General features: G+C 32.5%; 16 protein-coding genes. 6 read left to right on the plus strand and 10 right to left on the minus strand.

Annotation, left to right across the window (positions count from 1 at the left end; translation table 11 throughout):
• Nucleotides 1-59 precede the first annotated feature (59 nt).
• The 5 genes from mdh to AW14_RS08405 all read left to right on the plus strand — a co-directional run bounded on the left by mdh (nucleotide 60) and on the right by AW14_RS08405 (nucleotide 6,749).
• Nucleotides 60-980: a malate dehydrogenase gene (gene mdh / locus AW14_RS08385; RefSeq protein ID WP_044638409.1), complete on the plus strand. Its 921-nt coding sequence runs from the start codon at nucleotides 60-62 to the stop codon at nucleotides 978-980.
• A gap of 77 nt (nucleotides 981-1,057) precedes the next feature.
• The gene (locus tag AW14_RS08390) at nucleotides 1,058-1,684 is read left to right on the plus strand and encodes a hypothetical protein (protein WP_044638410.1); all 627 of its coding nucleotides are present in this window, start codon (nucleotides 1,058-1,060) and stop codon (nucleotides 1,682-1,684) included.
• 146 nt (nucleotides 1,685-1,830) lie between these two features.
• Complete coding sequence (gene secDF, locus AW14_RS08395) at nucleotides 1,831-4,821, plus strand: protein translocase subunit SecDF (RefSeq protein ID WP_044638411.1); 2,991 nt, start codon at nucleotides 1,831-1,833, stop codon at nucleotides 4,819-4,821.
• A 172-nt stretch (nucleotides 4,822-4,993) separates the two neighbouring features.
• On the plus strand, nucleotides 4,994-6,289 hold the full coding sequence (locus AW14_RS08400) for a phosphoribosylamine--glycine ligase (RefSeq protein WP_044639557.1): 1,296 nt from the start codon (nucleotides 4,994-4,996) through the stop codon (nucleotides 6,287-6,289).
• A 16-nt stretch (nucleotides 6,290-6,305) separates the two neighbouring features.
• Nucleotides 6,306-6,749, plus strand: a complete 444-nt coding sequence (locus AW14_RS08405) for a GNAT family N-acetyltransferase (protein WP_044638412.1) — start codon at nucleotides 6,306-6,308, stop codon at nucleotides 6,747-6,749.
• A 1-nt stretch (nucleotide 6,750) separates the two neighbouring features.
• Here the strand turns inward: AW14_RS08405 and AW14_RS08410 are convergent, their stop codons facing one another.
• Genes AW14_RS08410 through AW14_RS08430 form a run of 5 tightly spaced genes read right to left on the minus strand, consistent with a single transcriptional unit; the run spans nucleotide 6,751 to nucleotide 10,901 of the window.
• Nucleotides 6,751-7,227, minus strand: a complete 477-nt coding sequence (locus AW14_RS08410) for a DUF192 domain-containing protein (RefSeq protein ID WP_044638413.1) — start codon at nucleotides 7,225-7,227, stop codon at nucleotides 6,751-6,753.
• 7 nt (nucleotides 7,228-7,234) lie between these two features.
• Nucleotides 7,235-8,164, minus strand: coding sequence for a prolipoprotein diacylglyceryl transferase (gene lgt / locus AW14_RS08415; RefSeq protein ID WP_044638414.1), 930 nt, complete (start codon nucleotides 8,162-8,164; stop codon nucleotides 7,235-7,237).
• A 50-nt stretch (nucleotides 8,165-8,214) separates the two neighbouring features.
• Nucleotides 8,215-9,330, minus strand: coding sequence for a peptidylprolyl isomerase (locus AW14_RS08420; protein ID WP_044639558.1), 1,116 nt, complete (start codon nucleotides 9,328-9,330; stop codon nucleotides 8,215-8,217).
• A gap of 13 nt (nucleotides 9,331-9,343) precedes the next feature.
• Entirely contained in the window at nucleotides 9,344-9,889 is a 546-nt protein-coding gene (gene gldI / locus AW14_RS08425) for a gliding motility-associated peptidyl-prolyl isomerase GldI (RefSeq protein WP_044638415.1), read from the minus strand.
• A complete protein-coding gene (locus AW14_RS08430) occupies nucleotides 9,882-10,901 on the minus strand; it encodes a DHH family phosphoesterase (protein ID WP_044639559.1) in 1,020 nt (339 codons plus the stop codon). Before AW14_RS08430 ends, gldI begins: the two co-directional genes overlap by 8 nt.
• Nucleotides 10,902-11,066: 165 nt before the next feature.
• Here AW14_RS08430 and AW14_RS08435 point away from each other — a divergent pair, with 165 nt between their 5' ends.
• Complete coding sequence (locus AW14_RS08435; protein WP_044638416.1) at nucleotides 11,067-11,486, plus strand: nucleoside-diphosphate kinase; 420 nt, start codon at nucleotides 11,067-11,069, stop codon at nucleotides 11,484-11,486.
• 80 nt (nucleotides 11,487-11,566) lie between these two features.
• Here AW14_RS08435 and AW14_RS08440 read toward each other — a convergent pair whose 3' ends face one another.
• The 5 genes from AW14_RS08440 to recF all read right to left on the minus strand — a co-directional run bounded on the left by AW14_RS08440 (nucleotide 11,567) and on the right by recF (nucleotide 14,276).
• Complete coding sequence (locus AW14_RS08440) at nucleotides 11,567-11,758, minus strand: cold-shock protein (RefSeq protein ID WP_044638417.1); 192 nt, start codon at nucleotides 11,756-11,758, stop codon at nucleotides 11,567-11,569.
• Nucleotides 11,759-11,906: 148 nt separating this feature from the next.
• Nucleotides 11,907-12,098: a cold-shock protein gene (locus tag AW14_RS08445; protein ID WP_042242688.1), complete on the minus strand. Its 192-nt coding sequence runs from the start codon at nucleotides 12,096-12,098 to the stop codon at nucleotides 11,907-11,909.
• 98 nt (nucleotides 12,099-12,196) lie between these two features.
• The gene (locus AW14_RS08450) at nucleotides 12,197-12,493 is read right to left on the minus strand and encodes a DUF721 domain-containing protein (RefSeq protein WP_044638418.1); all 297 of its coding nucleotides are present in this window, start codon (nucleotides 12,491-12,493) and stop codon (nucleotides 12,197-12,199) included.
• 17 nt (nucleotides 12,494-12,510) lie between these two features.
• The gene (locus tag AW14_RS08455) at nucleotides 12,511-13,191 is read right to left on the minus strand and encodes an AKAP7-like phosphoesterase domain-containing protein (protein WP_044638419.1); all 681 of its coding nucleotides are present in this window, start codon (nucleotides 13,189-13,191) and stop codon (nucleotides 12,511-12,513) included.
• Nucleotides 13,192-13,196: 5 nt separating this feature from the next.
• Entirely contained in the window at nucleotides 13,197-14,276 is a 1,080-nt protein-coding gene (gene recF / locus AW14_RS08460) for a DNA replication/repair protein RecF (RefSeq protein WP_044638420.1), read from the minus strand.
• Between the last annotated feature and the right edge of the window lie 138 nt (nucleotides 14,277-14,414).

A 14,414-nucleotide genomic window follows, 5' to 3' on the forward strand; every position in this document is an offset into this window, starting at 1 on the left:
ATAACTTTTTTTCAAAAGAAAATATATCAAAATATATAAAATCAATTAAAATTTAAGACATGAAAGTAACCGTAGTAGGAGCAGGAGCAGTTGGTGCAAGTTGTGCAGAGTATATTGCTATTAAAGATTTCGCTTCAGAAGTTGTTTTGTTAGACATTAAAGAAGGCTATGCCGAAGGTAAAGCTATGGATTTAATGCAAACCGCATCGTTAAATGGATTTGATACCAAAATAACCGGTGTAACAAATGATTATAGCAAAACAGCAGGTAGTGATATTTGTGTAATTACCTCTGGAATACCTCGTAAACCAGGAATGACTCGTGAGGAATTAATTGGTATTAATGCTGGTATTGTAAAAACAGTATCATCTAGCTTAATTGAACACTCTCCGAATACCATTATAATTGTTGTTAGTAATCCAATGGATACCATGACGTATTTAGTACACAAATCTACAGGATTACCAAAAAACAGAATTATTGGTATGGGTGGTGCTTTAGATTCTGCGCGTTTTAAATACAGATTAGCTGAAGCGATTGGTGGCCCAATTAGCGATGTTGACGGTATGGTTATTGGTGGACATAGCGACACTGGAATGATTCCTTTAACACGTTTAGCAACAAGAAATGGTGTGCCAGTTTCTAACTTTATTGCAGCCGATAGATTAGAGCAAGTAAAAGAAGATACTAAAGTTGGTGGTGCTACATTAACTAAATTGTTAGGTACATCGGCTTGGTATGCTCCAGGGGCTGCCGTAAGTGGTTTAGTTCAAGCTATTGCTTGCGACCAGAAAAAAGTATATCCATGTTCTGTTTTATTAGAAGGTGAATACGATTTAAATGATATCTGTTTAGGTGTACCTGTTATCTTAGGTAAAAACGGTATCGAGGAAATTGTAAACATTCCTTTAAACGATGCAGAAAAAGCAAATATGCAAGAAAGTGCAGATGCTGTTAGAAAAGTAAATGAAATGCTTTAATTTTAGCAATTAATAAATTAAAATAGAATTTTTTGTAAAGACTGTAGAAATACAGTCTTTATTTTTATATTTGGCGCATGAAAACAAAATGGTACTTTGGTGCTTTATTAATTGTATTTACTCTGTTGGGGGTTTATCAGAACCAAGTTTCTGAGCCCAATCAACAGATTGTTGTACAATTTACCAATGTTTCCATTACTTCAGATGAAGCGCAAAGCAGCATCACCACATTAAAAAAGCAGTTAGAGGCTTTAGGTGCTACTAAAGTTCAGGTTAAAGATTTAAAATCTGGACAACTAAAAATCACTTATTATTGCGATGCCAATGTTAAAAATGTAAAAGAAATCCTTTCAAACGAAAGTCATTTTGCATTAAAATATGCTTCAAATAATACCTCTAAATCTTCTAATAAACCATCAGATAAAGATTCAAAAAACTACAAATTTGATGTTTTCGAAATTCACAAAACCACCGATATTCAATCGGGATTAGATGGTAAATGTGTTTTAAATTTCAAACAAGATTTCGACAGATTCTATAATCCGAATGTTTATATTTTTTCTGAAGAAATTAATAATAAAGAAAAATGCTATTTTGTAAAATTAGCTTATAAAATTCGAAGAAATATTGCTATCACTATAGATAATATTTCCGGTAATATCCCAGAAGTACGGGCAGGGCCTGATGCTTTCGGGAACGTGTAATCTCAAGACACGATTATTTTAAATTTGTATTCCCAACAATTATTCTTTTTACCATGGCTTCTGTTTTTAGAAGCTAAAAAACAACTAACATTAACGGTCTAGTTAAACCAAAATATGGGTTTATAACGGACGCAATTTAACAAACAATGCAAAATAAAGGATTAGTAAAACTGTTTGCAGTTTTATTTGGGTTGGTAAGTATTTATCAACTATCATTTACATTTAAGGCCAATCAGATTGAAAGTAAAGCTGAAGAAGTTGCCATTAACAAAATTCCGGAAACAGAGGATGATTACCGTGCTAAAAGAAGTACCGAAGAAGCTAACTACTTAGAAGCGGTAGCTAACGATACCGTTTTTAATATTGGTATTGCTAAATTTACTTATAACGAAGTAAAAGCAAAAGCCATGAATTTAGGTTTAGACTTAAAAGGTGGTATTAACGTTATTCTTCAAGTTTCTGTAAAAGACATTTTAAAAGGATTAGCAAATCATACTAAAAATCCAGTATTCAATAAGGCGTTAGACGATGCATCAGAAATGCAAAAAAACAGTCAGAATACATATTTAGAAGATTTCTTTATTGCTTTCGATAAAATTAAAGGCGATACTAAATTAGCTTCTCCTGATATTTTCTACACCAAAGCATTAGATGGTGAAATTGAAGGTAGCATGACCGATGATCAGGTTAAAACTATCATTTCTACTAAAATTGATGAATCTATCGTTTCTGCTTTCGAAGTATTACGTAAGCGTATCGATGAGTTTGGTGTAACGTCTCCAAATATTCAGCGTTTAGGAACTTCTGGTCGTATTTTAGTTGAGTTGCCTGGAGTTAAAGATGTTGAAAGAGCAACCTCTTTACTACAAAGTACGGCTCAGTTAGAATTTTGGGATGCCTACAAAGGAGAGCAATTATTTAACTTTTTAGCGCAGGCTAACGAAGTTTTAAAAGATATTGTTGTTGATAAAAAAGAAACAACTCAAGACGAAAATAAAGATGGTGAAAACACCGAAGATGCTATCGACGATCTTTTAGGTGATGCTACTACAGATTCTACTGCAGTTGCTACTGTTAATCCTATTTTCGATTTAATTCGTGGTCAAGGTTACCAAGGTGGACCAATCATCGCTAGATTTGATGTTAAAGATAAAGCGACTGTGCTAAATTACCTTAACATGCCTCAAGTTAGAGCCTTGTTACCAGCAGAGATGCGTTACACAAAATTCGCTTTTGGTAAACCAGAAAAAGATAGTGAGATTGTAGATTTATATGGTTTAGTAGGAAACAGAGATAATACTCCAGAATTAAGTGGTGCTGTTGTAACCGATGCTAGAAATGCTTTTGGACCAACAGGAAAACCAACAGTTTCTATGCAAATGAATGCAAAAGGAGCTAAAATTTGGGAAGAAATGACTGGAAAAGCTTTCTCTCAAGGAAGTCAAATAGCTATCGTATTAGATAACGTTGTATATTCTGCACCAGGTGTAACTACAGGTCCAATCTCTGGAGGAAATTCAGAAATTTCAGGAAACTTTACATTAAACGAAGCTGTCGATTTAGCAAACGTTTTACGTGCAGGTAAATTACCAGCATCTGCAGATATTATTGCTAGCGAGGTGGTAGGACCATCATTAGGTCAAGAAGCGATTGATAGTGGTACAATGTCTTTCATTATTGCTTTAATATTAGTGTTAGTGTGGATGGTTGTTTACTATGGTAAAGCTGGTGGTTTTGCCGATGTTGCCATGGCTTTAAACATCTTGTTAATTTTTGGTATTCTATCGGGCTTAGGAGCTGTACTAACATTACCTGGTATTGCGGGTATCGTGCTTACTATAGGTATGTCGGTGGATGCCAACGTAATTATTTTTGAACGTATTCGCGAGGAAATTGCCAAAGGTAAAGGACAGAAAGAAGCTATTCAAGACGGATTTAGCAATGCGTTATCATCTATTTTAGATGCGAATATTACTACAGGCTTAACGGCTTTAATATTATTTGTGTTTGGTACAGGTCCAATTAAAGGTTTTGCAACAACCTTATTAATTGGTATTGGTACTTCGTTATTTACTGCAATTTTTATTACGCGTTTATTAATTGATTGGTATGTAAACAAAGGAGGTAATTTAGATTTCTCTACGGCTTTAACTAAAAACTTATTCAGAAACATAAATATTGAATTCTTAAGAAAACGTAAGGTTGCTTATATTGTTTCAGGATTGTTTATTGTAGTAAGTTTAGGATCTTTATTTACTAATGGATTAGATCAGGGTGTCGATTTCGTTGGGGGTAGAACGTACCAAGTTCGTTTTGCGCAAGATGTAAATGCATCAGAGATAACTAAAACTTTAGTAGGTACTTTTGGAAGTGCAGATGCTAAAACTGTTGGTAGCGATAATCAATTAAAAATCACGACTAAATATAAAGTTAATGAAACTGGTGCCGAGGTTGATGAAGAAATAAGAAATCAATTATTCAATTCATTACAGCCTTATTTATCTGGTGTTACTTACGAAGAGTTTATCGATAACACCAACTCTAATAAACAAGTAGGTTTAATGGAATCATTTAAAGTAAGTCCAACAATTGCCGATGATATTAAACAAGCATCGTTCTGGGCTATTTTAGGATCTTTAATTGTTGTATTCCTTTATATACTTTTCCGTTTCAAGAAATGGCAATTCTCGTTAGGAGCTGTTGTTGCAGTTTTCCATGACGTGTTAATTACTTTAGGTGTATTCTCAATCACTTACAAATTCATGCCTTTCGGAATGGAGATCGATCAAGCCTTTATTGCAGCGATTTTAACGGTTATTGGTTACTCGTTAAATGATACGGTAATTGTTTTCGATAGAATTAGAGAGTTTGTGAACGAACATACTAACTGGCCATTCGAAAAAATTGTCGATACCTCATTAAGCAGTACTTTAGGTAGAACCTTAAATACGTCTTTAACGACTTTAGTGGTGTTATTAGCTATTTTTGTGTTTGGAGGTGAATCTATTAGAGGTTTCATGTTTGCATTAATAGTGGGTATTGTTGTAGGTACGTATTCATCATTATTTATAGCATCACCTTTAATGTATGATACTGTAAAACGATTAGAAAAAAAGAATAAAAAAGAAGAAAACTAATTCTAATTTATTCCTAGAAAAAAGCCTCTCAGCAATTTGTTGAGAGGCTTTTTTTGTGTTTTAAAATTAACATATCAAAAACATAATTCTTTGTAAAGAAATCAAATATTTATATACATTTACATCAAAATAAAGTGAGTTATGTATATTAAATTAGCTCTTGATTGCTTCGGTGAAAACTAAATCAAGTCTTCAAAAAAAATTTCTTTTTGTATCACGTTGGGGTGAATCATTAGACATTGTAAATACCATAAAATTAGAGGGTCACGAAGTTAAACTATTCATTGAAGATAAACCTTCAAAAGAAATAGGATATGGTTTTGTGCCTAAAGTAAACCAATGGGAAAAGCATATCGATTGGGCCGATATTATTGTTTTCGATTATACCGGTTATGGTAAAATAGCTTCAGAGTTACGTAAATCTGGTAAATTGGTTATTGGTGGTACCGAGTACACCGACCAACTGGAATTGGATCGTAATTTCGGGCAATCGGAACTTAAAAAGCATAAAATAAAAGTGATTCCTTCAAAAGAGTTTTCCACTTTTAATGATGCCATTTCATATATCGAACAGCATCCAAACTCGTATGTTTTAAAACCTTGTGGTGAAACACAGGAATTGAAACAACTGCTTTTTGTTGGCACCGACGATGAAGGTTTGGATGTTATAAGGGTGCTTAAAGCCTACGAGAAATCCTGGGGTAACGATTTTGGGAACTTTCAATTGCAGCGTAAGGTAAAAGGTGTTGAGGTTTCTATTGCGGCATTTTTTAACGGACACGATTTTATTTACCCTATTAACACTACTTTCGAACATAAAAAATTGTTTCCTAAAGAACTTGGTGTCTCAACAGGCGAAATGGGAACGAGTATGTTTTGGACTAAAGAATCGCCTATTTTTGAAGCCACACTTTTAAAATTTAAAGAGACACTGGCAAAGCATCAATTTGTTGGGCATATTGATATTAATTGCATTGTAAACGGCCATGGAATTTACCCTTTGGAGTTCACTTCCAGGTTTGGATATCCTCAAATTCTCATTCAGCGGGCTGGGATTAACGAACCTATGGGGCTTTTTCTTTTAAAGTTAGCCTCTGGCGAACATTTTAAACTTCAAACTAAAAAGGGGTTTCAGGTGGGTGCGTTTATTGTTGTGCCACCTTTTCCTTATGATGATAAGAAAACGTTTAACTTGTTTTCTAAAGATGCCGTGGTTGTTTTTAAAAGAAATGGCAAAGAAGGCGTGCACCCAATGCATTTAAAACAAGTTAATGATGAATGGCTAATAACAGGAAATACAGGCATCGCGGTTTTGGTTACTGGTTTTGGTAATACCATGAAAGATGCTCAAAAAATGATGTATAACCGCATTAGCAACGTTATTATTAATAATGGATATTACAGAACCGATATTGGCGATCGCTGGAGTGAAGATTCAGATAAATTATGGTCTTGGGGATTACTTTAGTTAAAATTTAGTGAGCATGGTTTTTCAATTATGTAGAGAACCTAATGAATTTCTTAAAATACTTCCATTAGATTGGCAAGAATTTTTAGAGCCTTTTTGGGATGAAATAAAACCATATACAGCCTGTTACGTTATGGTTGATGCCGGGCAAATTTTAGCTGGAGGTTTGGTTTTTTATAAATGCCCTCCAGATATGCTATATGCAAAATCTGAAGCTAATAAATGGCTGGAATTGGGGTATAAGTATTTAGGTTTTATTTTTGTTAAAGAAGCTTTTAGAAACCGAAATTTAGGTTCGTTGTGGCTTAAAAATTTAAAAGCAACTTTTCCAGAACAAAAATTTTGGCTAACTATTGAAGATTTTAAATTGGATGGCTTCTATACCAAAAATAACTTTAAATTGGTTAAAAAACTCAATAATGAAGGCGAAGAAGAGGGATTGTATGTTTATGAAGGCTAAATTATTTAAATTGAATTCTATCGCCAATACGAAGCGACCAAGCATCGCTTAAACCAGCATTTACCTCTAAAACATATTTGGCAGGGAAAGTTGAAGGTAGCGCAGATTCATCGAAAGGTTTTGCGTTTTTTTGAAAACTAACTATGGTTTTATTGCCTGAGATATAAATAATATCTAAAGCAATTTTTGTGTTCTTCATATAGAAATAACGCTGAGTTTCATCTGGAAAAATAAAAAGCATGCCTTGATTTGTTTCCATAGCATCCCGATACATTAATCCGGTTTGGGTTTCGTATTCAGAATTGGCAATTTCAATATCTAAATTTACAGTGGTAGAATCTGCTTTAAAAATAGTGAGTTCTCCTTCTTTTTTAAAACTTACTTGAGTTTGTTTAACAACCTTTTTATCTTCTTTACAAGACGACACACTTAAAGTAAGTACAGTAAAAAATAATAAAAAGGGTGTTAAATTTTTCATTTATAATCTATTTTACGGGTTGTTTTGGTTTGTAAACAAACATAAAATATAAGCCAATTAAAATAAAAGGGATGCTTAACCATTGACCTGTATTAAAACCGAACCAGTTAATATACTCGTCGCCCTGAGGTTCTTTAACAAACTCAACAAAGAATCTTACGGTCCAAAGTAGAATTAAAAACAAACCAAATAAAAACCCGGTTTGATCTCTTTTGCTTGTTTTTGCATAGAAAAACAGTAAAATTAAAAACACAAAAATATAACAAAACGATTCGTAAAGTTGTGCAGGATGTCTATAAGGAACGGCTTCAAGTAATTCGCTAAATTGCGGATTGTTCGCTACGGCATCATAAGCTTTTTGTACATCGTTAATACCTGTTAATTGCATCACTTGATTTTTGTAATATTCATCTTGAATGAAACGAACCCCAAAAGCAGAATCTGTTACTTTTCCAATAATTTCAGAATTTATAAAGTTACCAATTCTAATAAATATGGCTCCTGAAGCGACAGCAATTACGATACGGTCTAAAATCCAGAGTAAAGATTTATAGTTGTATTTTTTACGGTATAAGTACATGCCTGTAATTATTCCTATGGCAGCGCCGTGACTTGCAAGTCCTTGAAAACCTGTAAATTCTATACCACCTTTAAATTTGAAAGGAAGGAATATGCTAAAGAAGTCTTGCGAAATTAATTCAGATTGGTAAAATAACACATGACCTAATCTGGCGCCAATCATGGTTGCCAGAACGGTGTAAATAAATAAAGGGTCTAAATATTCTAACGATACTTTTTCTTTAGTGAAAATACGTTTCATGATATACCAGCCAAAAACAAAAGCTGTTACCCACATTAAACTGTAAAAATGTAATTTGAAATTTCCAATAATATCAATGCCAGATATTGGATTCCAATCGAATTTTAATAAATACATAATAGATTGTTTTCTTTATAATTTGAAAAACTACAAGTAATTTTTATGGGTTATTTTTTAATTTCTAAAATTTCAACTTCAAAAATTAAATTAGATCTAGGCGGTATGCCTCTGTTTCCAGATTCTCCATAAGCCAAATGATAGGGTATAAATAATGTGGCCTTATCTCCAACGCTTAATTGCTGTAAACCTTCTTTAAAACCTGCAATCATTCGAGCATTTGGTCTGATATCGCAAACGATTGGCTCGTATTTACCAGCTTCTTTACGTTGTTCGTTTACAGCATCATTCGCTTCTGCAGCTTCTAATTTGCTAGTTTCTAAAAATTTTCCGTCTTCAAAATAGAGGGTGTAATTGGCTAATACTTCTGCCGATTTTTTTAAGGGCTCTCCTGTGCCTTTTTCAGTGATATAATATTTTAACCCAGAATTTAAACTAATAGCTTTTTCTCTTTGCATATTAAATTTTTCAACATTGGCTTTAAGTAAAGCCTCGGCTTTTGCTATTTTTTCTTTTTCTAGGCGTTCGGCTTCAATAAAATGACCTTTAAACATTTTTGGAGCATCAAATGTTTTCGCTTCTTTTCCTTTTCTAATAATGTTTAACTCTTTTATTACGACGTCTACCACAGGGCGATTACCCGCTTGAGTTTCTACATTGGAAATGCTGTCTTGAACATCGAGACCCAAAACCAGTTCTCCAAAAACCGTATGGCGATTGTCTAAATGCGGTGTCGCCACCTCGGTTATAAAAAATTGGCTGCCATTTGTTTTAGGACCCGAGTTAGCCATAGATAAAATTCCGGGTTTATCGTGTTTAAGATCCGGGTTAAATTCATCCATAAATTTGTAACCAGGACTTCCGCTACCCGTTCCTTTAGGGTCGCCTCCCTGAATCATGAAACTATCAATTACACGATGAAAAATGGTGCCGTTATAAAACTTCTTTTTTAAATAAATACTGTCAACTAACGTATTTGTTCCTTCGGCTAACGATACAAAGTTTGCCACCGTTACTGGGGTTTTGTCGTAGGTTAGTTTTGCTAACATCGTGCCTTTTGTTGTAACAAATTCGGCATATATTCCATCTTCTAAATCTGGATATTGCGCCTTACAAGAGGTAAAGCTTAATATAATTAAAACAAGAAAAATTTTAATTGTATGCATTGTTTGGGGCATTTTAATTAGTGGTGTTTTCAATGATAGAATTTAAAGTTACTTCGCAAATTATAGGTGTATTGCTTCCTATTTTATTTTCGTCGCCATAATAACCAAACGCCTTTTGTGAAGGAAATAAGAACGTAACTGTTTCTCCTGTTTTCATTAGTTTTAAGCCTTCTCTTAAGCCAGAAAATAATTCTTCTTTATCGATGGTATATGTGCGAGTTTTTAGTTCTTCTGTTGTGTAAATAGTTTGTCCGGTAAAAGATTTTAAATTGTAATTGTAGTTTACAATATCTCCAAAATCTGGAGTTTTAAGCGAATCGACATCGTTCTTTACGTTGTAATAATACCAAAAACCATTACCAGAGGCAATGTATTCATTGTCTTTACGAAGCTTCATATACTTGTTAATGATGGCTTCTTCTTTGGCGTTTAATTTTTTGTTTCTTTCTACCGAAGCATCAATAAAAGAGCCACTTTTAACCGAAATTGGACGGCGGGCTTCGGGTGATTTACAGGCTATTATTACTAATAACAGTATAAATGTGATTAATTTATTCATTAGTTAGGGCTTTTTTATAACTAGGCAATATACTAATAAATTTATCAACAGTTTCTTTTAAAGATAAATAGCTTTTGCCACCTGCAGCGTTAATATGTCCGCCACCATCAAAGTGTGCACGAGACATTTCGTTTACAGAAAAATGACCTTTAGATCTTAGTGATATTTTAATAATACCTTCTTGTTTGTCTTCAATAAAAATAGCTGCTAAAACAATGCCTTGTACCGATAAACCATAATTTACAATGCCTTCGGTGTCTCCTTTTTTGTAGTTGTATTTATTTAATTCTTCTTGAGATAAGGTAATGTATGCCGTTTTGTAATCTTGTAAAACTTTTAAATTTGTTAAGGCACAACCCAAAAGTTGTAGAGCTTCAAAACTGTTGGTGTCGTAAATGTTATTATGAATTTGTGAGTTGTTAGCTCCTTTTTTAATAAGTTTTGAAATAATTTTATGGGTTTCACTGGTTGTACAAGGAAACCTGAAAGATCCTGTATCGGTCATGATGCCTGTGTAAAGACAGGTTGCTATATTTTCATCAATAAGTTCTTCATCACCCATCATGTTTATAAAATTAAATACCATTTCACAGGTAGAACTCATAGTTACATCGCTGTACATATAGGTTGCGTATGGGTCGGGTGCCTGGTGGTGGTCTATCATGATTTTTAGTGCAGTACTATGAGCCAGCATGTGCTCCATGTTTCCGGCTCTATGAAAGGCATTAAAATCTAAAGTGAAAATAATATCGGCTTCGCGTATATAATTGTTACACATTTTAGTTTGTAAATCGTGCTTTAATATGGTGCTTTCGCCAGGAATCCATTTTAAAAAATGCGGATAATCGTTAGGAGCAATTACTATGACGTCTTGATTTTTCTTTTGAAGATAATGATAAAGCCCCATGGTAGAACCTACAGCGTCACCATCTGGGTTTTTATGTGGAACAATAACAATTTTGTTTTTATTTGATAGTAAGGCTTTTATGTTTGTTATGTCTTGTTTTTTCATAGACCACCAATATACAATTTTTTTAAAATTAGCAGGTCTTGTTTTTATGGATAAATACCTTACTTTTGCAGCAAAATTGCAAGCGTTTTGCAATGACTGTTTTTTAATATAAATTGATGTTTTAGAAAACAGCTTAATTAAATTTTAAAAAAGAAAAAACAAGCCATGGCTACAAACAGAACATTTACAATGCTAAAACCAGACTCTGTAGAAAAGGGTAATATTGGTGCAATATTAGAAAAAATTACAGCTTCAGGATTTAGAATTGTAGCAATGAAATTAACACAAATGACAACTGCCGATGCTAAAGCATTTTATGGCATACACAGTGAGCGTCCGTTTTTTCCTGAATTAGTTGAATACATGACTAGAGGACCAATTGTTGCTGCTATTTTAGAAAAAGAGAATGCTGTTGAAGATTTTAGAACCTTAATTGGAGCAACAAATCCTGCTGATGCTGCAGAAGGCACTATTAGAAAATTATTCGCAAATTCTATTAGCGAAAATGCTGTTCACGGTAGTGACAGCGATGAAAACGCTGCCATCGAAGGTGCTTTCCATTTTTCTGGCAGAGAGATGTTTTAATTAAAACACATATTTTAAATAAAAAACCCACAATGTTATTGTGGGTTTTTTGTTGTCTTAAAAAAATTAAATAGTATATATTAAATTACTTTTACATTTACTGCGTTTAATCCTTTTTTACCTTCTTTTAATTCAAATTCAACAACGTCGCCTTCACGAACTTCGTCAATTAAACCTGAAATGTGAACAAAATGTTCTTTTTTCGAACCATCTTCAATAATAAAACCGAAGCCTTTAGCATCATTGAAAAATTTTACAGTTCCTTTAATCATATTTAAGTTGTTAATAGTTAGGATTATAAAAGTAATATAAAAGTTTTTAAAAATTAATTTTATTTTTTAATAATTTTTAATCTTTTAAAGCACAAAAAAAGGCTATCGTTTACGATAGCCTTTTAAATGTAATTGTTAAAGTATATTGTTAGATTACTTTTACGTTTACGGCGTTTAATCCTTTTCTACCTTCTTGTAGATCGAATTCTACGGCATCACCTTCACGAATTTCATCGATAAGTCCTGAAATGTGTACGAAATGTTCTTTGTTGTTGTCATCTTCAACGATGAATCCAAAACCTTTAGAGTCGTTGAAAAATTTTACGGTACCTTTACTCATTGTATTTGTATTATAATAAATTAAGTGACAAATGTAACTTAAATAACAATACCTTGTTAGTTTTTTGGCTTTTTTTTATAGAAATATGTAATATCTAATTATCTTAAAATCAGTTTTTTAATAATTTCTTTTCCAAGTTGTTCGTTTAACATGGTAATTATTTTTTCTTTGCCATAACTTAATTCTTCTCTTAAAACACTGGAAGTTAGTTGTATATAAAGCGTGTCTCTTTCTAAATTTACAGATGTTGTATAATTATTTACACCATTCCCCATTAATTCTGCCCAAGCATCTGCAACATTAACTTTATTCAATCCTTTTTCTAAATTATTGGTTTGAACAAATTCTTTTAAGGCATCAGATATACTTATATGTTCGTTATTTCGTTTTGCCATGTTTTAATATGAATGTTTTAAATTGTAAATAAAGCTAGTTTTTTCAGCAAAGCTTCTTTTTGATACCAATCGTTGTAAACTAATTCTAATTGATTTGGTTTGAAACTTCCAAAGTTATAATCTTTATAAGAATCTATCAATTTTAAAAAGGCCGATTTATCAGTTAATTGTTCTTTAAAACGAATTATGGTGCTATGTGCCGTTTGAATGGCGTATCGTTTATCTATACTTTGCTCTAAGTTCGTGTTTTTAAAATGAGTTCTTAAGTTATTTCTAATAATATTTAAGGAATCATTTGTTAAAAAGCCCTGAAGCATGATACACGAAGGAGAAGCGGTTAACCCTTTAAATGTAATTTCAATTTCTGGATTTTCAATTAAACTGTTATTAATTACCTCTATGTACTGGTTAATATCTATGTTTTCGAGTTTAAAACCATTATAACAAGAAATTATAGACATAACCGTTATATGGATGTCTTCATTTTTGTAATAATATTGATGGGGTTCAATGGCTTTAAATTGATTGAGAACGCGCTGAATATTGTTTTTAACCTCTTGGCTGGGTCGTAATAATAAGGTAATGCCAAACCGGTTGTCGTTTTTGTCGTTAATTAAAGGATCGACTTGGTAGGTGTTGTTTTTTATTTTGTTAACAGCATCGAGATATAAATTTCTGTAATGTTGCGCTAAATTCATGGAAATTAAAGTCTGAAAATCTCATACGATTGATGGGCTTGTTTTACAGCTTTTTCGGTACGGTCGGCGTGTGTATCACTAATAAATAACTGTCCGAAATTTTCATCGTCTACCAATTTTATTATTTGAGCCACTCTGTTTTCATCTAATTTATCAAAAATATCATCTAACAATAAGATGGGGTTAACACCACTCTGAGCTTTTATAAAATCGAATTGTGCCAATTTTAAAGCAATTAAAAATGATTTTTGCTGCCCTTGGCTACCAAATTTTTTTATGGGGTGACCTTCAATATTAAAAATTAAATCATCTTTATGAATACCTACACTGGTATATTGAAGTGCTTTGTCCTTATTAATGTTAGAATTTAAAAGATTATAAAGCGAATCTTCAAATAAAGTACTGTCGTAAACAAGTTCTACCTCCTCGTTATTGCTGCTAATAACTTTATATCGTGCTTTAAATATAGGAATAAAGGTTTTTAAAAAGGCTTCTCGTTTTTCAAAAATCACCGATCCGAAATCGTTTAACTGCGTATTGTAAACATCTAAAGTGTCTTTATTAAAAGTATGATTAAGGGCAAAATATTTCAACAACGCATTTCTTTGCGCTAAAATTTTATTGTAATTAATTAGGTGGTTTAAATAGGTTTTATCGCTTTGCGAGATCACACTATCTATAAATTTTCTTCGTGTTTCGCTGCCTTCAATAATTAAATCTCTATCGGCTGGCGAAATAATAACTAAAGGCAAAAAGCCTATATGGTCACTAAATTTTTCGTAGGGTTTGCCGTTACGCTTAATTACTTTTTTTTGTCCTCGTTTTAAACTTACTATAACTTTTTCAGTTTTTTCTTCTTTTATATAGTCACCATTAATAACAAAAAAGTCTTCATCGTGTTTTATATTCTGACTAGCAACGGGGTTGAAATAACTTTTACCAAACGATAAGTGATAAATGGCATCTAAAACATTGGTTTTACCAATACCATTATTCCCCACAATGCAATTTATTTTATGGTTGAAAGTAAATTGTTTGCTTTCAAAATTTTTATAATTAAGTAACGATAACGTTGTTAAAATCATGAAAAAAATGGGTTGTAGTAAATTAAGAATTCGTGACTCTTTAAAAGGATGTGCAAATTATTGAAAAATATCAAATAAATAACCTTTTAGTTATGAAGAAAAATTATATTTTTGCGGCGCATTAATTTTAGACTAGAT

The organism is Siansivirga zeaxanthinifaciens CC-SAMT-1 (assembly GCF_000941055.1).
GTDB lineage: Bacteria > Bacteroidota > Bacteroidia > Flavobacteriales > Flavobacteriaceae > Siansivirga > Siansivirga zeaxanthinifaciens.